The sequence below is a fragment of the Streptomyces sp. SID14436 genome (genome assembly GCF_010548465.1).
Classification (GTDB): Bacteria; Actinomycetota; Actinomycetes; order Streptomycetales; family Streptomycetaceae; genus Streptomyces.
The window spans coordinates 1-21,187 of the sequence record NZ_JAAGMD010000291.1 but is presented as its reverse complement, the minus strand read 5'-3'; the positions used below and the strand labels follow the sequence as shown (position 1 = coordinate 21,187).

The 21,187-nt window shown below is 70.9% G+C and carries 25 protein-coding genes and 1 tRNA gene; 8 read left to right on the top strand and 18 right to left on the bottom strand.

The genetic code is table 11. The features are described 5' to 3' along the window. Window positions 1-33 precede the first annotated feature (33 nt). Window positions 34-390, bottom strand: a complete 357-nt coding sequence (locus G3I53_RS10600; RefSeq protein ID WP_164332577.1) for a co-chaperone GroES — start codon at window positions 388-390, stop codon at window positions 34-36. 45 nt (window positions 391-435) lie between these two features. Next, entirely contained in the window at window positions 436-765 is a 330-nt protein-coding gene (locus tag G3I53_RS10595) for a DUF3618 domain-containing protein (protein WP_164332578.1), read from the bottom strand. Between the two features lie 147 nt (window positions 766-912). On the opposite strand from G3I53_RS10595, the gene bcp reads away from it, so the two are divergent. Together bcp and G3I53_RS10585 are read left to right on the top strand one after the other, a co-directional pair. Further along, entirely contained in the window at window positions 913-1,380 is a 468-nt protein-coding gene (gene bcp, locus G3I53_RS10590) for a thioredoxin-dependent thiol peroxidase (protein WP_164332579.1), read from the top strand. A 39-nt stretch (window positions 1,381-1,419) separates the two neighbouring features. Next, window positions 1,420-1,506 (top strand) — tRNA-Leu (locus G3I53_RS10585). 4 nt (window positions 1,507-1,510) lie between these two features. On the opposite strand, the gene rdgB is transcribed toward G3I53_RS10585, so the two are convergent. The 4 genes from rdgB to G3I53_RS10565 all read right to left on the bottom strand — a co-directional run bounded on the left by rdgB (window position 1,511) and on the right by G3I53_RS10565 (window position 3,809). After that, a complete protein-coding gene (gene rdgB, locus G3I53_RS10580) occupies window positions 1,511-2,113 on the bottom strand; it encodes an RdgB/HAM1 family non-canonical purine NTP pyrophosphatase (RefSeq protein ID WP_164332580.1) in 603 nt (200 codons plus the stop codon). A 34-nt stretch (window positions 2,114-2,147) separates the two neighbouring features. Further along, complete coding sequence (locus G3I53_RS10575) at window positions 2,148-2,546, bottom strand: hypothetical protein (RefSeq protein WP_164332581.1); 399 nt, start codon at window positions 2,544-2,546, stop codon at window positions 2,148-2,150. Window positions 2,547-2,692: 146 nt separating this feature from the next. Continuing rightward, window positions 2,693-3,430 carry a ribonuclease PH gene (gene rph / locus G3I53_RS10570; protein ID WP_164332582.1) on the bottom strand — a complete coding sequence of 246 codons (738 nt, stop codon included), beginning with the start codon at window positions 3,428-3,430 and terminating at the stop codon, window positions 2,693-2,695. A 145-nt stretch (window positions 3,431-3,575) separates the two neighbouring features. After that, the gene (locus tag G3I53_RS10565; protein WP_020270294.1) at window positions 3,576-3,809 is read right to left on the bottom strand and encodes a PTS glucose/sucrose transporter subunit IIB; all 234 of its coding nucleotides are present in this window, start codon (window positions 3,807-3,809) and stop codon (window positions 3,576-3,578) included. Between the two features lie 219 nt (window positions 3,810-4,028). Between G3I53_RS10565 and G3I53_RS10560 the strand changes: the two genes are divergently transcribed. Further along, window positions 4,029-5,342 carry a PTS transporter subunit EIIC gene (locus G3I53_RS10560; protein ID WP_164332583.1) on the top strand — a complete coding sequence of 438 codons (1,314 nt, stop codon included), beginning with the start codon at window positions 4,029-4,031 and terminating at the stop codon, window positions 5,340-5,342. A 270-nt stretch (window positions 5,343-5,612) separates the two neighbouring features. Continuing rightward, on the top strand, window positions 5,613-6,863 hold the full coding sequence (locus G3I53_RS10555; protein ID WP_164332584.1) for a PTS transporter subunit EIIC: 1,251 nt from the start codon (window positions 5,613-5,615) through the stop codon (window positions 6,861-6,863). A 75-nt stretch (window positions 6,864-6,938) separates the two neighbouring features. On the opposite strand, the gene G3I53_RS10550 is transcribed toward G3I53_RS10555, so the two are convergent. Next, window positions 6,939-7,691 carry an MBL fold metallo-hydrolase gene (locus G3I53_RS10550; protein ID WP_164332585.1) on the bottom strand — a complete coding sequence of 251 codons (753 nt, stop codon included), beginning with the start codon at window positions 7,689-7,691 and terminating at the stop codon, window positions 6,939-6,941. Between the two features lie 202 nt (window positions 7,692-7,893). Between G3I53_RS10550 and G3I53_RS10545 the strand changes: the two genes are divergently transcribed. Further along, complete coding sequence (locus G3I53_RS10545) at window positions 7,894-8,337, top strand: type II toxin-antitoxin system PemK/MazF family toxin (RefSeq protein WP_164345265.1); 444 nt, start codon at window positions 7,894-7,896, stop codon at window positions 8,335-8,337. 388 nt (window positions 8,338-8,725) lie between these two features. Here the strand turns inward: G3I53_RS10545 and G3I53_RS10540 are convergent, their stop codons facing one another. The 7 genes from G3I53_RS10540 to clpS form a co-directional block, all read right to left on the bottom strand. After that, window positions 8,726-9,676, bottom strand: a complete 951-nt coding sequence (locus tag G3I53_RS10540) for a cysteine synthase (RefSeq protein ID WP_164337814.1) — start codon at window positions 9,674-9,676, stop codon at window positions 8,726-8,728. A 6-nt stretch (window positions 9,677-9,682) separates the two neighbouring features. Next, window positions 9,683-9,991 (bottom strand): MoaD/ThiS family protein, encoded by a 309-nt coding sequence (locus G3I53_RS10535; protein ID WP_164337815.1) that lies wholly within the window; start codon window positions 9,989-9,991, stop codon window positions 9,683-9,685. A gap of 124 nt (window positions 9,992-10,115) precedes the next feature. Next, window positions 10,116-10,211: a putative leader peptide gene (locus tag G3I53_RS34520; RefSeq protein WP_318653187.1), complete on the bottom strand. Its 96-nt coding sequence runs from the start codon at window positions 10,209-10,211 to the stop codon at window positions 10,116-10,118. 122 nt (window positions 10,212-10,333) lie between these two features. Further along, window positions 10,334-10,756 carry a M67 family metallopeptidase gene (locus G3I53_RS10530; RefSeq protein WP_164337816.1) on the bottom strand — a complete coding sequence of 141 codons (423 nt, stop codon included), beginning with the start codon at window positions 10,754-10,756 and terminating at the stop codon, window positions 10,334-10,336. A gap of 154 nt (window positions 10,757-10,910) precedes the next feature. Continuing rightward, on the bottom strand, window positions 10,911-12,449 hold the full coding sequence (locus G3I53_RS10525) for an alanine/glycine:cation symporter family protein (RefSeq protein ID WP_164337817.1): 1,539 nt from the start codon (window positions 12,447-12,449) through the stop codon (window positions 10,911-10,913). A 364-nt stretch (window positions 12,450-12,813) separates the two neighbouring features. Next, window positions 12,814-13,416, bottom strand: coding sequence for a DUF2017 domain-containing protein (locus tag G3I53_RS10520; protein ID WP_164337818.1), 603 nt, complete (start codon window positions 13,414-13,416; stop codon window positions 12,814-12,816). A gap of 53 nt (window positions 13,417-13,469) precedes the next feature. Continuing rightward, window positions 13,470-13,787: an ATP-dependent Clp protease adapter ClpS gene (clpS, locus tag G3I53_RS10515; RefSeq protein WP_164337819.1), complete on the bottom strand. Its 318-nt coding sequence runs from the start codon at window positions 13,785-13,787 to the stop codon at window positions 13,470-13,472. 185 nt (window positions 13,788-13,972) lie between these two features. Between clpS and G3I53_RS10510 the strand changes: the two genes are divergently transcribed. Beyond that, the gene (locus tag G3I53_RS10510) at window positions 13,973-15,292 is read left to right on the top strand and encodes a nicotinate phosphoribosyltransferase (protein WP_164337821.1); all 1,320 of its coding nucleotides are present in this window, start codon (window positions 13,973-13,975) and stop codon (window positions 15,290-15,292) included. Between the two features lie 142 nt (window positions 15,293-15,434). Then, window positions 15,435-16,025, top strand: a complete 591-nt coding sequence (locus tag G3I53_RS10505; RefSeq protein WP_164337820.1) for a nicotinamidase — start codon at window positions 15,435-15,437, stop codon at window positions 16,023-16,025. 192 nt (window positions 16,026-16,217) lie between these two features. On the opposite strand, the gene G3I53_RS10500 is transcribed toward G3I53_RS10505, so the two are convergent. Continuing rightward, on the bottom strand, window positions 16,218-16,562 hold the full coding sequence (locus G3I53_RS10500; protein WP_164338156.1) for a hypothetical protein: 345 nt from the start codon (window positions 16,560-16,562) through the stop codon (window positions 16,218-16,220). A 121-nt stretch (window positions 16,563-16,683) separates the two neighbouring features. Further along, window positions 16,684-19,044 (bottom strand): immune inhibitor A domain-containing protein, encoded by a 2,361-nt coding sequence (locus G3I53_RS10495; protein WP_164338155.1) that lies wholly within the window; start codon window positions 19,042-19,044, stop codon window positions 16,684-16,686. A gap of 391 nt (window positions 19,045-19,435) precedes the next feature. Between G3I53_RS10495 and G3I53_RS10490 the strand changes: the two genes are divergently transcribed. Then, complete coding sequence (locus G3I53_RS10490) at window positions 19,436-19,738, top strand: hypothetical protein (RefSeq protein WP_164438267.1); 303 nt, start codon at window positions 19,436-19,438, stop codon at window positions 19,736-19,738. 12 nt (window positions 19,739-19,750) lie between these two features. Here G3I53_RS10490 and G3I53_RS10485 read toward each other — a convergent pair whose 3' ends face one another. Then, on the bottom strand, window positions 19,751-20,533 hold the full coding sequence (locus tag G3I53_RS10485) for an RDD family protein (RefSeq protein ID WP_164438266.1): 783 nt from the start codon (window positions 20,531-20,533) through the stop codon (window positions 19,751-19,753). An 85-nt stretch (window positions 20,534-20,618) separates the two neighbouring features. Beyond that, a partial coding sequence (locus tag G3I53_RS10480; protein ID WP_164438265.1) for an RDD family protein occupies window positions 20,619-21,187 on the bottom strand: 569 nt, incomplete at its 5' end.

The following is a 21,187-nucleotide window of genomic DNA, read 5'->3' as shown; positions in this document are numbered from 1 at the left end:
CCCCTCCGGCACGGTCCACAGGTACGGGCCGGACTACAGGTACAAGCCGGTCGAATCCTCGGAGCCCTCGAACCGGTCCGCGGCCACCGCGTGCAGGTCGCGCTCCCGCATCAGCACGTAGGGCACGCCCCGCACCTCCACCTCGGCACGGTCCTCCGGGTCGAACAGCACCCGGTCACCGGGCTCCACCGTCCGCACGTTCTGCCCCACCGCGACCACCTCGGCCCAGGCCAGACGCCGGCCCACCGCGGCGGTCGCGGGAATCAGGATGCCGCCTCCCGAACGCCGCTCGCCCTCAGTGGTGTCCTGCCGCACGAGCACACGGTCGTGCAGCATGCGGATGGGCAGCTTGTCGTGCTGGGAGCCGGGGTCGTTTCTCTTGGCGCTCACGCTCTGAAACCTACCTGCCCTCGTCGCCCGCGCACGCGGGAGGGGTCAGCTCCGGCGCCGGCGCGAGCCCAGCGCGAGCAGTCCCACGACCCCGGCCAGCAGGACCGCCACCGGCACCACACGCTCCAGGCGGGGCGCCCCGTCCTCGTCCACGAACTGGGCCTTCACCTCGCTCAGCGCGGCGTTGACCCCGACGTAGGCCCGGCCCAGCGTGTGGTCCACGTTCGAGACGACCCGGGCCTTCGCGTCGTCCATGATCGTCTTCGGGTGCACCCGCACGCCGATCTCGTCCAGGGTCTCGGCCAGCACCGCGCGACGGCGCCTGATGTCCGCCTCGATCTCCGCCGGGGTTCTGGTGTCCGCCGTGTCCGCCACCGTGTCGCCTCCGAAATCCGCTGATACCGCTGATACCTGTGCCGGACAGTCTGTCAGCTCCACGCCGAGCCGCACCGTCAGCACCCCCGGTTACCCTCGATCCCGGCACCCGATCCACCCAGCGCGCACGCACGAGGAGACAGACCGATGAGTGAACGCCTCCAGCCCGGGGACGAGGCCCCCGCCTTCACCCTGCCCGACGCCGACGGCAACGAGGTGTCCCTGGCCGACCACAGGGGCCGCAAGGTCATCGTCTACTTCTACCCGGCCGCCCTCACCCCCGGCTGCACCAAACAGGCCTGCGACTTCACCGACAACCTCGACGTGCTCGCCGAGGCGGGCTACGACGTGATCGGCATCTCGCCCGACCAGCCGGAGAAGCTGGCGACGTTCCGCGAGAAGGAGTCGCTGAAGATCACCCTGCTCGCCGACCCCGACAAGAAGATCCTCGACGCGTACGGCGCGTTCGGCGAGAAGAAGAACTACGGCCGGACCTACATGGGCGTCATCCGCTCGACGATCGTCGTCGACGAGCAGGGCAAGGTCGAGCACGCCTTCTACAACGTCCGCGCCACCGGTCACGTCGCCAAGATCATCAAGGATCTCGGCATCTGAGGGTGCTGCCCGGCCGCTAGCATGGCCGGGCAGCACCGAGCGGCCGTGGTGGAACTGGCAGTCACGCTGGGTTTAGGTCCCAGTGGGGTAACTCCCGTGAGGGTTCGAGTCCCTCCGGCCGCACCAGTGTTCAGCCCAGCAGTTCCCGCACCACCGGCACCAGCGCGCGGAACGCCTTGCCGCGGTGGCTGATCGCGTTCTTCTCCCGCGGTGTCAGCTCCGCGCAGGTCCGGCTCTCGCCGTCCGGCTGGAGGATCGGGTCGTAGCCGAAGCCGCCGGTGCCGGACGGGGCGTGGCGGAGCGTGCCGGTCAGGCGGCCCTCGACGACCCGCTCCGTGCCGTCGGGCAGGGCGAGGGCGGCCGCGCAGGCGAAGTGGGCGCCGCGGTGCTCGTCGGCGATGTCGGAGAGCTGGGCGAGGAGCAGGTCGAGGTTGGCCCGGTCGTCGCCGTGGGTCCCGGCCCAGCGGGCGGAGAAGATGCCGGGGGCGCCGCCGAGGACGTCGACACAGAGGCCGGAGTCGTCGGCGACGGCGGGCAGGCCGGTGGCGCGGGCGAGGGCGTGGGCCTTGAGGAGGGCGTTCTCCGCGAAGGTGACGCCGGTCTCCTTGACGTCGGGGACCTCGGGGTGGGCGTCGGCGCCGACGAGTTCGTGGGGCAGGCCCGCGTCGGTGAGGATCGACCGGAGTTCGGTGATCTTGCCGGCGTTGCGGGTGGCGAGGATCAGGCGGGTCATGGGGTCCAGTATCCAGGCCGGCGCGGGCCGTCCGTCACGGCGTGCAGACCTTGGTGAGTTCACCGGCCGCGTCGGTGACGGGGCTGATGTCGGGGGTCTTGTCGCCGTTCTCGATGGAGGTGCGGACGTTGTCGACGGCCTGGTCGAGGTCGTCGACGGCCTTGCCGACGTCGGCGTTGTCGGTCTTGTCGGCCAGCTCGTCGAGGTTCTTGTCGATGGACGTGAGGGATTCCTCGAGCTGGGTGACGTCGTTGGAGGCGTTGTCCACGGCCTGCTGCATCTCCGTGACGCTGTCGGCGATGGCGTCGGCGGTCCGGACGCAGTCCAGTGCCTTGTCGACGGCGGCGCAGCCGGTGGTCAGTCCGGCGGTCAGCGCGACGGCCGCCAGGGTGGCGGCGACGGCTGCGGTGCGGCGTCGGCGGCTCGCGGCCATGGGTGGGTCCTCCCTCGTGCGGGCCGGTACGGGGCCCGTGGTGACTGGTGCGGGCGCGCGGAGCATCCGGCGCGCCCGTTCACCGGTTCAGACGCCGCCGCGACCGGCGCGGTTGCCCGCGTCGGCCCGGGTGTCGCCGGTGCGTCCTACGCGTCGAGGACGGTGGCGAGCGCGGCGCGCTGGGCGTCGGCGAGGGTGGTGCAGCCGGCCACGGCGAGGTCGAGGAGCGCGTCGAGTTCGTCCCGGGCGAAGGGCTCGGCCTCGGCGGTGCCCTGGACCTCGATGAAGCGGCCGTCGCCGGTGCACACCACGTTCATGTCGGTGTCGGCGCGGACGTCCTCCTCGTAGCGGAGGTCGAGGAGGGGGGTGCCGTCGACGATGCCGACGGAGACGGCGCTGACGGTGCCGGTGAGGGGCTGGCGGCTCGCGCGGATCAGCTTGTGGGACCGGGCCCAGGCGACGGCGTCGGCGAGGGCGACGTAGGAGCCGGTGATGGCGGCGGTGCGGGTGCCGCCGTCGGCCTGGAGGACGTCGCAGTCGAGGACGATCGTGTTCTCGCCGAGGGCCTTGTAGTCGATGACGGCGCGCAGGGAGCGTCCGATGAGGCGGCTGATCTCGTGGGTGCGGCCGCCGATGCGGCCCCGGACGGACTCGCGGTCGCCGCGCGTGTTGGTGGCGCGGGGCAGCATGGCGTACTCGGCGGTGACCCAGCCCTCGCCGCTGCCCTTGCGCCAGCGGGGGACGCCTTCGGTGACGGAGGCCGTGCACAGGACCTTGGTGTCGCCGAAGGAGACGAGGACGGAGCCTTCGGCGTGCTTGCTCCAGCCGCGTTCGATGGTGACGGGGCGGAGCTGTTCGGGGGTGCGGCCGTCGATGCGTGACATGGCGCAAGAGCCTAGCCGTACGCGCGTCGGGGCCCCTGCCCGAGGTCGGGCGGGGCCCCTGGGGCCTGGCGTAAGGGGCGGGCCGGGTGCGCGGGTCCCGGTCCGGTCCGTGCTCAGGACCGTGGTGGCGCGGTGTGCGCGGGTGTCACATGAGGTCTTCGATCTCGGCCGCGATGGGGTCGGCGTCGGTTCCGATGACGACCTGGATGGCGGTGCCCATCTTGACGACGCCGTGGGCGCCCGCGGCCTTGAGAGCGGCTTCGTCGACCTTGGCGGGGTCGACGACCTCGGTACGCAGGCGGGTGATGCAGCCCTCGACCTCTTCGATGTTGTCGATGCCGCCGAGCCCGGCAACGATCTTCTCAGCCTTGGTGGCCATGTTCGTTCTCCCTGATCCGAACCGCTTTGTCGCAGTAACCCACAGTTGGCCCATCTTTGCGAGCGGTCATGTCGTGGGTGCCCAATGATGGCGTCACGACAGCGGAACCGTCGTCAACTGGTCTACACCACCCGGTGGACCGGCGACAAACCCGCGACCGGCGACTCCCGCGCCCGGGCCGGCCGCCGGATCCAGTGAGCGTCCAGCGAAGGGGCCCGGATGAGTGCCGACAGTCCCGCGAGCGCCGGCCAGGCGCCGAGCCCCCTGCGTGAGCGGTGGAACCGGTTCTTCCAGGGCCTGCAGAAGATGGGCCGCAGCCTTCAGCTGCCGATCGCGGTGCTGCCGGCGGCGGGCATCCTCAACCGGCTGGGGCAGCCGGACGTGTTCGGCGACGACGGCCTGGGCTGGACGAACGTCTCGAAGGTCATGGTGGGCGCGGGCGGCGCGCTGCTGGACGGTGCGCTGGGTCTGCCGCTGCTGTTCTGCGTGGGCGTGGCCATCGGCATGGCGAAGAAGTCGGACGGGTCGACGGCGCTGGCGGCGGTGGCCGGGTTCCTCGTCTACTACAACGTGCTGCGCCAGTTCCCGGAGGACTGCCCCGAGGGGGCGACGGCGGTGCCGGGCGTGGGCTGCCAGGTGACGGAGGACCCGGCGACGGTGACGGCGTTCACCTTCCAGAACCCGGGGGTGTTCGGCGGCATCGTGGTGGGTCTGATGGCGGCGTACTTCTGGCAGCGGTTCCACCGGACGAAGCTGGTGGACTGGCTGGGCTTCTTCAACGGCCGCCGCCTGGTGCCGATCATCATGGCGTTCGCGGCGATCGTGTTCGCCGCGCTGTGCCTGTGGGTGTGGCCGCCGATCGGTGACGCGCTGGAGAGCTTCAGCGACTGGATGAGCGACCTGGGCGCGTGGGGCGCGGGCGTGTTCGGCATCGCGAACCGGGCGCTGCTGGTGGTGGGGCTGCACCAGTTCCTGAACGTGCCCATCTGGTTCCAGTTCGGCAGCTACACCAAGCCGGACGGCACGGTGGTGCACGGCGACATCAACATGTTCCTGGCGGGCGACCCGAGCGCCGGGCAGTTCCTGTCGGGCTTCTTCCCTATCATGATGTTCGCGCTGCCGGCGGCGGCGCTGGCGATCACGCACTGCGCGCGGCCGGACCGCCGCAAGGAGGTCGGGGGCCTGATGCTGTCGGTGGCGCTGACGTCGTTCGTGACCGGCATCACCGAGCCCATCGAGTACTCGTTCCTGTTCGTCGCGCCCGCACTGTACGTGATCCACGCGCTGCTGACGGGTGTGTCGATGGCGGTGACGTGGGGGCTCGGGGTGCACGACGGGTTCAGCTTCTCGGCGGGCCTCATCGACTACGTCATCAACTGGAACCTGGCGACCCGGCCGTGGGCGATCATCCCGATCGGCCTGTGCTTCGCCGCCGTGTACTACGTGATCTTCCGCTTCGCGATCACGAAGTTCGACCTGAAGACGCCGGGACGGGAGCGCGAGGAGGAGGTCGAGGACACCACCAAGGCGTAGCGCGCCCCGTCACCCCCTAGGCTGGGGGCGGCTGAACCGGCCCTCGGACCCCTGTGGTCCGGGGGTCTTTCGGTGTGCGCGCGGGTGACCCGGCGGGCGGCCGGACAGCGGGCCCGACCGGGGTTCCGCTTCGCCGTCCGCGGGCCTCCCCCGGCGGCCACGGTGCGTAGCCCCGCGGTTGCGGAACTGACGGGTTCCTTATATGGCCTTCATCGTGTTAGAACAGGTCTACACCACTGAGTGGTGTAGACCACCACCGATGGAGGACGTATGAGCACCGCCACCGCATCGGCGGCCCCCGCGAAGAAGCGGGGATCCGGCCTTTTCCAGGGCCTGCAGAAGGTGGGCCGCAGCCTTCAGCTCCCGATCGCCGTGCTGCCGGCGGCGGGCATCTTGCTCCGTCTGGGCCAGCCCGACGTGTTCGGCGCCGACGGGTTCGGCTGGGACAAGGTAGCGGCCGTCTTCGCCACCGCGGGTGGCGCGATCTTCGACAACCTGCCGATGCTGTTCTGCATCGGCGTGGCCATCGGCTTCGCCAAGAAGGCCGACGGCTCCACGGCGCTCGCCGCGCTCGTCGGCTTCCTGGTCTACAGCAACGTCCTGAAGGCCTTCCCCGTCACCGAGGCGAAGGTGCAGGCCGGCGAGGACATAGCCGCGACCTACAACAACCCCGGTGTCCTCGGCGGCATCATCATGGGTCTGCTGGCGGCGGTGCTGTGGCAGCGCTACCACCGCAAGAAGCTGGTGGACTGGCTGGGCTTCTTCAACGGCCGCCGTCTCGTCCCGATCATCATGGCCTTCGTCGGCACCGCGATGGGTGTCTTCTTCGGCCTGGTCTGGGAGCCGATCGGTGAGGGCATCTCGAACGTCGGCGAGTGGATCACCTCGCTCGGTGCCGTCGGCGCCGGCCTGTTCGGCCTGATCAACCGCGCGCTGATCCCCGTCGGCATGCACCAGTTCGTCAACACCGTCTCCTGGTTCCAGATCGGCGACTTCACCAACGCCGCGGGCGAGGTCGTCCACGGCGACCTGAACCGCTTCTTCGCCGGGGACCCGGACGCCGGTCTGTTCATGTCGGGCTTCTTCCCGATCATGATGTTCGGTCTGCCGGCCGCCGCGATCGCCATCGCGCACGCCGCCCGCCCCGAGCGCCGCAAGGCCGTGATGGGCATGATGGTCTCCCTCGCGCTGACCTCCTTCGTCACCGGTGTGACCGAGCCGATCGAGTTCGCGTTCATGTTCATCGCCCCGGCGCTGTACGTGATCCACGCGGTCCTCACCGCCCTGTCCATGGCGGTCACCTGGGCGCTCGGCGTGCACGCCGGCTTCACCTTCTCGGCGGGCGCCATCGACTACGGGCTCAACTGGAACCTGGCGACCAAGCCATGGCTGATCATCCCGATCGGCCTGGTGTTCGCGGCGATCTACTACGTGGTCTTCCGCTACGCCATCGTCAAGTTCAACCTGCCGACTCCGGGCCGTGAGCCGGAGGAGGAGGTCGAGGACGCCACGAAGGCGTAGGGCCCGGCGACGGGCCCGCGCGAAGGCCCCCGGAACCGTGACGGTTCCGGGGGCCTTCGTCATGCCGGAGGGGCCTCAGATCCGGTACACCGCTCCCGGCGCCGCCAGCTCCACCGGGCCGTCGTAGACCGCGCGGGCGTCCCGCAGGTTGACCTGGGGGTCGGTCCAGGGGGCGATGTGGGTGAGGACCAGGCGGCGGGCGCCGGACCGGGCCGCCGTCTCACCGGCCTCGCGGCCGTTGAGGTGGAGGTCGGGGATGTTCTCCTTGCCGTGGGTGAACGCCGCCTCGCACAGGAAGAGGTCCGCGTCGCGCGCCAGTTCGTCCAGGACCGGGGTGACCCCGGTGTCGCCGGAGTACGTCAGCGTGCGCCCGCCGTGCTCGATGCGGATGCCGTACGCCTCCACCGGGTGCGCCACCCGCTCGGTGTGCACGGTGAACGGGCCGATGTCGAAGGTGGACGGCTTGACCGTGTGGAAGTCGAACACCTCGCTCATGGAGGAGGCCGAGGGGGTGTCCGCGTACGCGGTGGTGAGCCGGTGCTCGGTGCCCTCGGGGCCGTAGACCGGCAGGGGGTCGCAACGGCCGCCCTCGTGCCGGTAGTAGCGCGCGACGAAGTACCCGAGCATGTCGATGCAGTGGTCGGCGTGCAGGTGGCTGAGGAAGATCGCGTCGAGGTCGTAGAGACCGCAGTGGCGCTGCAGCTCGCCCAGGGCGCCGTTGCCCATGTCGAGGAGCAGCCGGAAGCCGTCGGCCTCGAGGAGGTAGCTCGAACAGGCCGATTCCGCGGACGGGAACGACCCCGAGCAGCCGACGACGGTGAGCTTCATGGAGCAGAAACCTCCGCTGCGGGGATGTGAGAACGGGGGTTGTGCGGTTCGTCGAGCGTAAGACGCAAAACGTGTGGTCGCTCCTTCGCCAGGGGCGGTTGTGGGCGAACTCACCTGCGCTGTCACCGGTTCGGCTGGAAGCGGGGCGCGTGGGCGGGCGAACGGGCGCGCGGCCGGGGCCCGCGCCGGTACGGTCGGGGTCATGGACACGTCCTGGTGGCTCGCGCTCGCCGCGGTGGTGCTGCTCGCCCTCGTCGCCGCCCTCGTCGACGGGTGGGGCCGGGGCCACCGTCCCGCCGGGCGCGGGACCGCGCTGCGGACCCGGGTCCGGGAGGGCGGGCCGCGGCCGGCGGAGATCTGGTGGGCCGGGGTGCCCTTCGAGGACCGGCCCGGGAACAAGGACCGGCCGTGCCTGGTGCTGGCGGTGCGCGGGGAACGGGTCACGGTCGCCAAGATCACGACGAAGTCGGGCGGCGGGCGCGCCGGGGTGATCCCGCTGCCCCCGGGTTCCGTCGGCGACGCCCGCGGGCGGGCCAGCTTCCTGCAGACGGACGAGCTGCGGGACGTGCCGCTGTGGGACTTCCGCCGCCGCGTCGGGCCGGTCGACCCGGCCCTGTGGGACCAGGTCCGTCACCTGGCGGGGTGAGGCGCCCGCCGCCGGTCCGGCGAGGAGGAGCGGAGGAGCGGAGGAGCGGAGGAGCGGAGGAGCGGAGTCTCGCGGCCCGGCGCGAAGGGCGCGGGGCGCGGGGTTCCGGGTCCGGCGGAGGGCGGGGGCCCCAGGTCACGGCGACAGCGCGGGCTCCCGGCAGAGCGAAGGGCGCGGCTCGCGGGCACGGTACGGCGAAGGCGCGGGCTCCCGACCCGGCGAAGGGCGCGACTCCCGGGTCCGGCGGAGGGCGCGGGCCCCAGGTCACGGCGACAGCGCAGGCTCCCGGCCCGGCGAAGGGCGCGGCTCGCGGCACGGCACGGCGAAAGGGCCGGAGCGGTGTGCTCCGGCCCCTTCGGGGTGCCCGGGTGCGGGCGGGCGGTGGGCCTCAGGCCCAGAGCTGGCCCTGGAGTGCCTCGATGGCCTCTTCGGTCGTCGGGGCGGTGTAGACGCCGGTCGACAGGTACTTCCAGCCGCCGTCGGCGACCACGAAGACCACGTCGGCGCTCTCCCCCGCCTTCAGCGCCTTCTTCGCCACACCGATCGCGGCGTGCAGGGCGGCGCCGGTCGAGACGCCCGCGAAGATGCCCTCCTGCTGGAGGAGCTCGCGGGTGCGGGTGACCGCGTCGGCGGAGCCGACGGAGAAACGGGTGGTCAGCACGGAGGCGTCGTACAGCTCGGGGACGAAGCCCTCGTCGAGATTGCGCAGCCCGTAGACCAGGTCGTCGTAGCGCGGCTCGGCGGCGACGATCTTCACGTCGGGCTTGTGCTCACGCAGGTAGCGGCCGACGCCCATCAGGGTGCCCGTGGTGCCGAGGCCGGCCACGAAGTGGGTGAGGGACGGCAGGTCGGTGAGGATCTCCGGGCCGGTGGTGGCGTAGTGCGCGCCGGCGTTGTCCGGGTTGCCGTACTGGTAGAGCATGACCCAGTCGGGGTGCTCGGCGGCGAGTTCCTTGGCGACCCGGACGGCGGTGTTGGAGCCGCCCGCGGCCGGGGAGGAGATGATCTCCGCGCCCCACATGGCGAGCAGGTCCCGGCGCTCCTGCGAGGTGTTCTCGGGCATCACGCACACGATGCGGTAGCCCTTGAGCTTCGCGGCCATGGCCAGGGAGATGCCGGTGTTGCCGGAGGTGGGTTCGAGGATGGTGCAGCCCGGGGTCAGGCGGCCGTCCTTCTCCGCCTGCTCGATCATGAACAGGGCCGGGCGGTCCTTGATGGAGCCCGTGGGGTTGCGGTCCTCCAGCTTGGCCCAGATCCGCACGTCGTCGGACGGCGACAGCCGCGGCAGGCACACCAGGGGGGTGTTGCCCACCGCGGCCAGCGGGGAGTCGTAACGCATCGGCGATCAGGCCGTTCGCGCCGGTCGCCCGGCCGCGGCGGCCGAGCCCCCGGCGACGGCCGGAAGGATCGTCACGCTGTCGCCGTCGGACAGCTTGGTGTTGATGCCGTCGAGGAAGCGGACGTCCTCGTCGTTGAGATACACGTTGACGAAGCGGCGCAGCTGCTCCCCGTCCACGATGCGGCCCTGGATGCCCGCGTGCCGGGTGTCGAGGTCGGCGAAGAGCTCGGCGAGGGTGTTCCCGTTGCCCTCCACCGCCTTCTGACCGTCGGTGTACTGGCGGAGGATGGTCGGGATGCGGACCTCGATGGCCATGGCGAAGGGCTCCTGTCGGAAGGTGTCGTCTGGTCGGTGGGCGCGCGGCGGCGCGGAGTGCGTGGTGACGCGGGTGGTGCGGGGCGGTCGCCGGGGCTCACGGGCCGTACGGCGGCAGGGGTCGTCAACAGATGGCGCTGGCGAGCCTGCACAGGTCGACGTGCAGCCGCGCCACGAGCATGCTGCCCGGCGTCTTGTCGCTCACGTCAGGGAGAACCATGCGGTCATCGTATCGATTCCCGATACGCCGATCCGAGTGTGGTCTCACACTGTGGATGATGAACGACCGGGGGTCGAGACCGTGCAGGTGGGAGGTGCGGTGCGGGGCCCGCGGGGCGGCCGTCAGTACGCCTCCACGATCTTGACCTCTTCCTCCGTGACCTCGCCGTCCACGATGCGGAAGGAGCGGAACTGGAAGTCGCCGAGGCCGTCGGTGTCGGCGGTGGACACCAGCACGTAGTGGGCGCCGGGCTCGCTCGCGAGGTCGATGTCGGTGCGCGAGGGGTGCGCCTCGGTGGCGGTGTGCGAGTGGTAGATGACCACGGGTTCCTCGTCGTTGTCGTCCATCTCGCGGTACAGCCGCAGCAGGTCCTTGGAGTCGTACTCGTAGAACGTGGGCGAGCCGGCGGCGTTCAGCATGGGGATGAAGCGCTCCGGGCGGTCGGAGCCCGCCGGCCCCGCCACCACTCCGCACGCCTCGATGGGGTGGTCCTCGCGGGCGTGGGCGACGATCCGGTCGTAGAGCGCCTGGGTGATGGTCAGCATGAGGCTCAGGATAAGCAGACGGGCCGTCCCGTACCGAAGGGTGGTACGGAACGGCCCGGATGCCGGACGCCGAGCGGCTGGCCGCGGGGAGCGCCACGAGTGCTCCCCGCGGCCGGCGTCCTGGAGGGGGAAGGATCGCTCCCCGTGGGGGACGTCAGAGCGACTTCGTCGCCGCGGTCTTCTTCTCGGGCCGGGCGTCCGCCGTCTGGCCGCTCTCGCGGCGGCGGACGAACTCCAGGAAGGAGTTGAGCTCCCGCTTGACCACAGGGGCCAGCAGGTACAGACCGATGATGTTGAACACGGCGAGCAGGAACAGGGCGGAGTCGGCGAGGCTGATCAGCGAGTCGAGCGACAGCAGGGATCCGGCGATCACGAAGACGCTCCAGGTCACCTTGAAGGTCATCTCGCTGGCCTTGCTCCGGCCGAAGAGGTACGTCCAGGACTTCAGGCCGTAGTAGCCCCAGGTCAGGATCGTGGAGAAGGCGAACAGCAGCACGGCCACGGTCAGCAGGTGCGGGAACCAGGGCATGACGGTCCCGAAGGCGTCGGAGGTGATGGTGACACCGCCGATGTTCTCGCCCTGCCGGGCGGCGTCCCAGCTCGCGGGAGCCGCGATGACGATGGTCAGCGCGGTCATGGTGCAGACGATGACCGTGTCGATGAACGGCTCCAGCAGGGCGACCAGGCCCTCGCTGGCGGGGTGCTTGGTCTTGACCGCGGAGTGGGCGATGGGCGCGGAGCCGATGCCGGCCTCGTTGGAGAAGGCGGCGCGCTGGAAGCCGACGATCAGGGCTCCGATGATGCCGCCGGCGACGCCGTCGGCCTCGAAGGCACCCCGGAAGATGGTGCTGATCGCGTCGGGAACAGCGGTGATGTTCGCCAGGATCACGATCAGGCAGGCCACGACGTACATGATCGCCATGGAGGGGACCAGCCGGCTGGTGACGGAGGCGATGGAGCGGATGCCGCCCAGCAGCACCAGGCCGACCAGGGTGGCGACGACCAGCCCGAAGAACACGGCACCGGCGGAGGAGGCCAGGAAGCCGTCCTCGCCGCCGAAGGTGGAGGAGATCTGGGCGTAGCTCTGGTTGGTCTGGAACAGGTTGCCGCCGAACAGACCGAAGAAGAGGATCATGGCGGAGGCCAGGACGGCCAGCACCTTGCCCAGCTTGGCGCCGCCGCGGCCGAAGCGCTCGGCGAGCCCCTTGGGCAGGTAGTGCATCGGGCCGCCGGAGACGGTCCCGTCGGCGTGCTCCTCGCGGTACTTCACACCGAGGGTGACCTCGACGAACTTGGTGGCCATCCCGAGGAGGCCGCAGAGGATCATCCAGAAGGTGGCGCCGGGGCCGCCGATGGACACGGCGACGGCCACACCGGCGATGTTGCCCAGGCCGACGGTCCCGGAGACCGCGGCGGTCAGCGCCTGGAAGTGGTTGACCTCACCGGGGGCGTCCTTCTCGTCGTACTTCCCGCGTACGACGTCCACGGCGAGTTTGATCTTGCGGGCCTGGACGAGTCCGAACCAGCCGGTGAAGACCAGACCGGCGATGACGAGCCACGCGACGATGAGCGGGAGCTCGGCGCCGCCGACGGGGACCGTGTAGAAGACGATGTCGCCGACTGTGGTCGCGACAGGGTCGAAGAAATCACTTACTGCGTCGTCGATGTTTTGAGTGATGGAGTCGAGTGACATCGAACTTCCTCAGGCGCGGGGACGTGCTGGCGTGCGCAGCTGAGCGGGGTGTCGTGTGGGCCCGAGCCCACGTCCCGTTCGGCGACGGCGGCGGACGGCGGGCGGTTCGACCCGGCCGTCGTCCGTTGGTCGTGCTGGTCCTACACGCCGGCGGTGGCCGGCTTCGTTTGCTCACGGCAAGGGGTGAGGCCGCAAACAAGTCGCCGATTTTTACCACGCCGTTCACCCGCCCCCGAGTGACACACGTCACAGAACACCGCCCCTGCGGAATAAATCCACGAGGCGGTGACGGGATCGTTATGCGGACTTGAGGTTCCTCTGAGCGAACGAATCCCGGGGACCTATGTGGATGTATGGGGCATCTTTACGGCATGAGCGTCGCGACGAGCGTCTCCTGGAGGCCGCCCAGCCACAGGTAGGCCATCACCATCGGCTTGCGGGCGTCCTCGTCGGGCAGCCCGAAGAGCACATCGGTGTCGTCCTCGTCGTCGATCTCCAGACGGGAGCCGATCGCCAGGCGCAAATCGTTCAGGGCGCCGAGCCACTGCCGGGACTCCTCCGGTGACAGCTTCAGCACCGCACCGCCCTCGCCGCCGGAGCGGAGGGCGTCCAGGGTGCGGATGACCGCGAGGGCGTTCTCCCGTTTGCCGGCGCGCAGGTCGTTCTCGGTGAAGCGGCGGAACTCCGCGGAGTACGTCCGCTGCTCCTCGGCCTCACTCGGCGAGGCGGGGCCCTCGGGGTCGCTGTAGGCGTCGGGGAAGAGGCGGCGCAGCACCGGGTCGGAGGGCGGTTCGCTCGGGCCGTCGGCGAAGAGTTCGGCGAGCGGGTCGCCGGGGGCGTCCTCGGCGGGCCCGGGGCCGATGAGCTCCATCAGCTGCACGGCCAGCGACCGGATGATGGAGATCTCGACGTCGTCGAGGGCGACGGCCGCGCCGCCGCCGGGGAGCGGTTCGAAGTGTCCGGGCATGGAGGCGATCGCTACTTCCGGTCCTGCGCAGGGGGCGGGTGGGGTCCGGAAGGTCACTTCCGGTCGTGCTGGAGGGTGGCCCACAGGCCGTAGCCGTGCATGGCCTGGACGTCGCGTTCCATCTCCTCGCGGGTGCCGCTGGAGACGACCGCCCGGCCCTTGTGGTGGACGTCGAGCATGAGCTTGGTGGCCTTGTCCTTGGAGTAGCCGAAGTACGTCTGGAAGACGTACGTCACATAGCTCATGAGGTTGACCGGGTCGTTGTGCACGATGGTGACCCAGGGGACGTCGGGCTCGGGCACGGCGAAGGTCTCCTCCGCCGACTCGGTGCGTTCGATCTCCAGGGGTGCGGGTGACGTCACACTGCCCATGCTGCCACCGCAAGGGGGTGGACGCACAAACCGGCCCGCCAGAACGGCAGTCGACACGCCTCCACAGGGAAATCGTCAAACTGACGAAATGGGGGTAGCATCGTCGTATGAACACAGCGGATCCAGGGCTGTCGACGGCTGCCGGACGCGACGCGTCCGAGCGCTCGGGCGGCGGCGGACGGCGACTGGGCGTCCCCTCGACGGCGCTCTTCACGGACCAGTACGAGCTGACCATGCTGCAGGCCGCCCTGAGCGGCGGCACCGCCGGACGGCGCAGCGTGTTCGAGGTCTTCACCCGCCGGCTGCCCGGCGGCCGGCGCTACGGCGTGGTGGCCGGCACCGGGCGCGTGCTGGACGCGGTGGAGAACTTCCGCTTCGAGCCGGAGATCCTGGACTTCCTGCGTGAGAAGCGGATCGTCGACGCCGACACCCTCGACTGGCTGGCGGACTACCGCTTCACCGGCGACATCTGGGGCTACCCTGAGGGCGAGGTGTACTTCCCCGGCTCCCCGCTGCTGCGGGTGGAGGGCAGCTTCGCCGAGTGCGTGCTGCTGGAGACCGTGGTCCTCTCCGTCCTCAACCACGACTCCGCCATCGCCGCCGCGGCCTCCCGGATGTCCTCGGCCGCCGGGGACCGCCCGCTGATCGAGATGGGCGCCCGGCGCACCCACGAACTCGCCGCGGTGGCCGCCTCCCGCGCCGCGTACATCGGCGGCTTCGCCTCCACCTCCGACCTGGCGGCCGGCTTCCGCTACGACATCCCGACCGTCGGCACCTCCGCGCACGCCTTCACGCTGCTGCACGACAGCGAGCGGGACGCCTTCCGCGCCCAGGTGGACTCCCTCGGCGAGGGCACCACGCTGCTGGTGGACACCTACGACGTGGCCGAGGCGGTCCGCACCGCCGTGGAGGTGGCCGGCCCGGAGCTGGGCGCGGTGCGCATCGACTCCGGCGACCTGCTGCTGGTCGCGCACCGGGTCCGGCAGCAGCTCGACGCGCTCGGCGCCACCGGCACGAAGATCACCGTGACCTCGGACCTGGACGAGTACGCCATCGCCTCGCTGGCCGCGGCGCCGGTGGACGCCTACGGCGTCGGCACCCAGCTGGTGACCGGCTCCGGGCACCCCACGGCCTCGATGGTCTACAAGCTGGTCGCCCGGGCCGAGTCGGACGACCCGGCGGCGCCGCTGGTGCCGGTGGCGAAGAAGTCCACCGGCGGCAAGACCTCCGTCGGCGGCCGCAAGTGGGCCGCGCGGCGCCTGGACGAGGACGGCGTCGCCGAGGCCGAGGTGGTCGGCACCGGGCCGGTCCCCGACGAGCTGGCCGACCGGCAGCTGCTGGTGCAGCTGGTCAAGGGCGGCGAGGTGCTCGTCCGGGAACCGCTGGACGTGATCCGCGACCGGCACATCGCCGCACGCGCGGGCCTGCCGCTGTCCGCCACCCAGCTCTCCCGCGGGGAGGCCGTCCTGCCGACGGAGTACCTCCACGGCCCCTCGGGCCACTGAGGACGCACCGCACCCCCGGCGGACCCGGCCGGGGCACGGGACGCCGTGCCGTGCCCCTGTCCGCATCGCCCGCCGTTGCCTAGGCTCGGTGGTTCACCGGCCGGGCCGCTTCCACCCGACCTCCACCCGAAGGACACCCACCATGCGCCGCGCCTTGATCGTCGTCGACGTGCAGAACGACTTCTGCGAGGGGGGCAGCCTCGCCGTGACCGGCGGGGCCGACGTGGCCGCCGCCATCACCGAGCTGATCGGGCAGGCCCCGGCCGGATACCGGCACGTCGTGACCACCCGCGACCACCACATCGCCCCGGGCGGCCACTTCGCCGACAACCCGGACTACGTGGACACCTGGCCCGCCCACTGCGTGGCCGGCACCGAGGGCGCGGGCTTCCACCCGAACTTCGCGCCCGCGGTACTGTCCGGCGCTGTCGACGCCGTGTTCGACAAGGGCTCGTACTCCGCCGCCTACAGCGGGTTCGAGGGGACCGACGAGAACGGCACCACGCTGGCCGACTGGCTGCGCTCCCGCGAGATCGACGAGGTCGACATCGTGGGCATAGCCACCGACCACTGCGTGCGGGCCACCGCGCTGGACGCGGTGAGCGAGGGCTTCCGCGCCCAGGTGCTGCTCGACCTCACCGCCGGGGTGGCCCGGGAGACCACCGAGCGGGCCCTGGAGGACATGCGCGCCGCGGGCGTGGAGCTGACCGGGAAGCCGGTCGTCGGGCACTGAGGCCGGTCCGGCGGGTCATGCCGGACCGGACCGGGGTCCCTCGTCCGTGTCGGACAGGGTCAGGGGGCCCGTGAGCCCGGGTGATCCGGGCCAGGGCCCCCGGCCACGCCGAGGCCCTTGCGGCGCCGGCCCGGCGTCGTGCCGGGAGCCGCCGCCCCCTGCCTCCTCGGCCGCCGGAGCCGGCGCCCCGCCTCAGGCGGGGGCCGCCGGGCGTCTGAGCAGTGCCCGGATCGGCTGCCAGAGCTCCACCGCCAGCTCGGGGCCGGTCAGCAGGCCCTGGCCGGGCGCGGTGCGCCATATCAGGCCGTCGGGATGGTGCAGGACCGCGGTGATCTCGTCGGGGGTCGGCGGGGCGGCGTTGCCCCGCAGGTAGACCGCCCGCAGACCCAGGTTGCGCAGCCTGGTCAGGGCGCGCGCCCGGTTGCCGGCGTGCACGAGGACGCGCACCGCGCCGGGGCCGTCGGCGGCCGGGCGGGGCAGGTTCAGTGCCACCACCACGGTGCCGTTCGGCAGCTTGCAGAAACCTCCTGCGGCCATGTGGTCAGACCCCCGTGTCCGTCGGTGTCAATAAGAGAGCCACGGACGCACCTAAACACGGATCGGCGGCGACCCGCCAGGGGGTCGCCGCCGATCATGCTCTGACCTGCGAGAACGCGGATTACTTCACCGCGGGACGCACCTCGAGCTCGATCGTGGAGCCGTCGCGGGCCTCCTTGGTGATCTTGATCTTGGTGTTGGTGTCAGTGATCTCGACACTGCCGCCCGGGTTCGCGGGGTCGTAGTAGGTGTGCTTGTGGTCGTTGAACTCCGACACACCCTTCGACGACTTGATCTTGGTGCGGACGCCGTCCTTGTGCAGCGTGATGCCGTCCGTGCGGAAGGTGCTGAACGTGGCGTCGTAGGTCTGGATCCGGTTGCGCATCAGCGTGCCGTCGGACCACTTCATGGCCTTCGGGTGCGCGTCGACGGGGAGGATCAGACCGGTGCCCGGGTGCTGGCTGGTGTTGTTGTCCGCCTGGGAGGTGTCCCACTTCCAGATCAGCAGACCGTTCTGGTACGGGAAGTGCTCCACCCAGTCCGGACGGCTGTTGGCGAAGCCGAAGTTGTACGGGCCGACCTTCAGGGTCTTGTCGTACGACACGTACTGGCGGTTCTCGGCGATGTAGTACTGCGCGTAGTCCTTGGTGAAGGACGCGCCGATGCGGGAGAAGCCGGTGGCCTGCCACGCGTCGTCCGCCGTCTCGGCGTTGTCGGTGAAGAGGGCGGTGCCGTCGGCGGTCACCGAGATCCGGTCGGCCGCGAAGCCCTTGAGGGCCACACCGCCGTCGGTCTGGTAGCGGAAGCGCAGGTCGATCTTCTGGCCGGCGTAGGCGTCCAGCGGGAACACCATCGGCTTGTAGCCGTCGACCGTGCCGTGCAGGGCCGGCTTGTCACTGCCGTCGCGCGGGAGCGGCTGCCCGTCCACCGTGCCGTCCAGGGCGGTCCAGTTGGCGCCGCCGTCGGTCGACACCTCGGTGTAGAGGTAGTCGTAGTTGGCCTCGATCTCGTACCAGCCGTCGAGGGTCAGCTCCGCCGACGACTTGCCGGTGAGGTCCACCGAACGCGTCAGGGTGTTCTTGAGGTTGTCACCGCTGCCGCTCCACCACTGGGTCTCGCCCTCGGCGGGGGTGACGACCTCGGTGGTGACGGCCTTCTTCGGCAGTTCGACGACCAGGCCCTGCTTGTGCTTGGTGTTGTACTCGGCCAGGCCCAGCTTGTGCCAGGAGTTGACACCCGCCTTGGCCCGGTCGTAGTTCAGCCAGCCCAGCTGGAGCTTGTCCCAGGCGGTCATGTCGCCGGGCAGGTCACCGATCTCCTTCTTGCCGGTGCCCAGCCAGGAACCGGAGGACATCAGGGTCCAGAAACCGGTGGAGTTCTCGCCGCCGGCGGTGTCGTAGAGGTCCGGCAGGCCGAGGTCGTGACCGTACTCGTGGGCGAAGACGCCGAGTCCGCCGTTCTCCGGCTGGATGGTGTAGTCGCCGACCCAGATGCCGGTCTCGCCGATGGCCGCGCCGCCCAGCTTGTTCTGCTCCGGGCCGGTGGCACCGGCGTCGGTGCCGAACGCGTACCAGCGGTGCGCCCAGATGGCGTCCGTGCCCTGGGCGCCGCCGCCCGCGGACTCGTCCTCGCCGGCGTGCACGATCTGGAAGTGGTCGATGTAGCCGTCGGGCTCGTTGAAGTCGCCGTCGCCGTCGAAGTCGTAGCGGTCCCACTGGTCGAACTCGGCGACGTCCGCCTTGATCTCGGCGTCGGTCTTGCCGGCCGCCTTCTGCTGGGCGACCCAGGCGTTCAGGCCGTCGCTGACGACGTTCCACACGCTCGGGCAGTTGCTCTGGCCGCAGGCGTTGTTGCCGTAACGGGCCTCGTTGTACGGGACCTTGACCCAGTCGGAGACCTGGCCCTCGACGGAGTAGCGGCCGGAGGACTGCTTCTCGAAGTACGTCTTGACCGACTCGGTGTTCTTGCCCTCGCCGAAGTACAGGTCCTCGAAGTGCTTCCGGTTGTAGTCGGCCTGCCAGGCGGTGGAGTTGTCCTTCTTGCGGTCCGGCTCGGCGATCTGGTTGTGCAGCGGGCCGGGGGTGCCGCCGTAGCGGCTGTCGATCTGGTCGCCGAACTCGACGAGGATCGTGAAGATCTTGTCGGTCTTCTCGCGGCCGAGCTCGACGTACTTGGTGTCGCCCTTCTTGCTCTTGAGGCCGACGACCTTGGAGCCGTGACGGTTCTTCACGGTGTTCTTGCCGGAGATGACCTGCTTCAGCGCCTCCTCGCGCTGTGCGGCCTGGGTCTTGGAGAGCGGGCCCTCGAGGTCGTGCTCGACGTGGGTCTGCTCCGCCGGGTCCTTCCGGTCCACGGTGGCCGGCCGGTCGGCCCGATCGGCCGTGTCGGCCTGGGCCAGGGTGAACGCAGAGCCGGTGGCGGTGGCCGCCGCGACGGCCACGCCTATCGCGGCCGCTCTGAACGTCCATGGTCTCGTGGTCACTTGAGAGATCCCCTCCCGCGTGCGTGTGCGCGGCAGGGGGGTTCCGGTAATGGATGCAGCCCGCGCACACGTGATCAACGCGTGTAATCAAGTGACGACATTTGACTAGAGGTTCCGCCGAAAAAACAGACCTTGACTTGAACAGATCAAAGGCGTTATGCGGAACGGGGGTTCGCATTGCGGACACACCGCCGCGAAACCGTACCCGGCGCGCAGTTCCGTCCACTGGGTGGACGCCATGACTCCGTGCGCCCCCCGTGCACCGGCCCTGTCGGTCAGGTCACGCTTACTGTCCGTTCCCCTCGGGCACCCTCGGCGTTAGAGTCGGTTGGCGGATCGCCCTTGAGCCGGCGGTTGCCAGGCCGACAGCCCCCCGACTTCCGAGGACACGATGGCCATGCCCCGTCCGACTGTCGCTCAGCTCGCCTACGGTTCGTGCACCGTGGTCCTGTCCACCCTCGCCATGTTGCTGCTGTCCGGCGCGAGTTCGGGCGCCGGCGTCGCGGTCGTCGCCGTCGCGGCCCTCGCCGTCGGCCTGCTGGTGGCCATGACCGTCCCGCTCGCCCGTCCGCAGCACCGGCCGCGCCCGGTACCGGTCCGGACCGCGGCCGGACACACCGCGCGCCCGGCCCCCGTGCGGGCCACGGTCGGCGCCCCGGCCCGCGAGCCCGTGCGCCAGCGGGCGGCCTCCTGACCGCCCGCCGCGTCAACCGGTGCTGACCACCACGGTCTTGGCCGCCTTGTCGTGCAGCCCCTGCTTGTACGGCCGGTCGAAGTAGCTCCAGCCACCGGCGATCACGGTCCACACGCAGGCACAGCAGAAGGCGAACGGCAGCCACAGCACGGCCGCGCGCACCAGCGAGGTCTGCGTCGAGGGCGTCGCCCCGTTGTCCAGGTTGGCCACCCGCATCTTGAGCCACTTCTTGCCCAGCGTCTGGCCCATGCGCGCCGTCAGCAAGGTGTCGTAGGCGATGTACAGCACCGCCGCGACCAGCGACTGCCAGAAGGAGTTGCCCACGTTGATGCGGTCGGTGTCGACGTTGTACTCGCTCACGCCGAACGGCCAGGTGAGCAGCCAGACGACGACGCCGACGAGGATCATGTCGATGATGCGGGCCAGGGTGCGCCGGCCGCTGTCCGCGAGCGGCGGCATCCCGGCGAGCGGATCGCCCTGGCCGCCGGCCCCGCCGGGTCCGTAGGGGCCGCCGCCCCCTCCGCCGTACGGGCCGCCGCCCCCTCCCCCGCCGTAGGGTCCGCCGCCGCCCCCGTAGGGGCCCTGGCCGCCGCCACCGCTGCCGTACGGGTCACCGCCGGGATACGGCGGGGGCTGCTCGCCGGGCGGCGGATCGTAGGGGGAACCCTGACCCGGTCCGGAGCCCTGTCCGGGGCCGGGAGTGCGCGGGCCCCCGGGGCCGCCGGGCGGGGGGTGCTTGCGCAACGGGTCGTCGTCCGGCTGCTGGCCCGAACCGGGAGGCGGTGTGCTGCTCATGGCCCGAGTCGACCCCGAACCCCACGGCTCCGCATCCGGCGCGCCGCCGTCCGGAGTACCGGCCGCCGGCCCGGGGTCCGGGAGGTCAGCCCGCGACGAAGGTGTGGGCCGCCTTGTCGTGCCAGCACTGCCGCCACGGCTTGTCGAACAGACACCACAGGACGCCCACGGTCCCCACGGCGAGCAGTCCGGGAACGCTGTAGACGAGCCAGCGGCGCAGCGCGGCCCCGAACCCGGGCGCCTCGTGGCCCTCGATGTCCCGGACGTCCAGGCCCATCGCCCTCTTGCCCAGGGTGCGGCCCCACTTGGCGGTGGGCAGTACCTCCAGGAGCACCCCGGCGAGCAGCAGGACGGCCAGGACGATGCCGAGGTGGACGGAGGTCGTGCCGTCGAGCAGCCAGACCGTGACGGTCCGTCCGGACAGCTTGGCGGTCTCGATCTTCTCGTCGATGTGGTCCATCGCCCGGCCGCCCAGCGGCACGGCGGCCACGGCGGTGACGGCGCCGAGGACGACGGTGTCCAGCAGCCGGGCGGCGAACCGCTTGCCGAGCGGGGCGGGCCGGGCCTCGGCCTGGCGCCGGGCGGCGGCCTGGAACGGGTCGTCCGTCGGCGGCTTCCACGGCACGACCGGCGGCTCGTCCCCGCCCGCGAGCC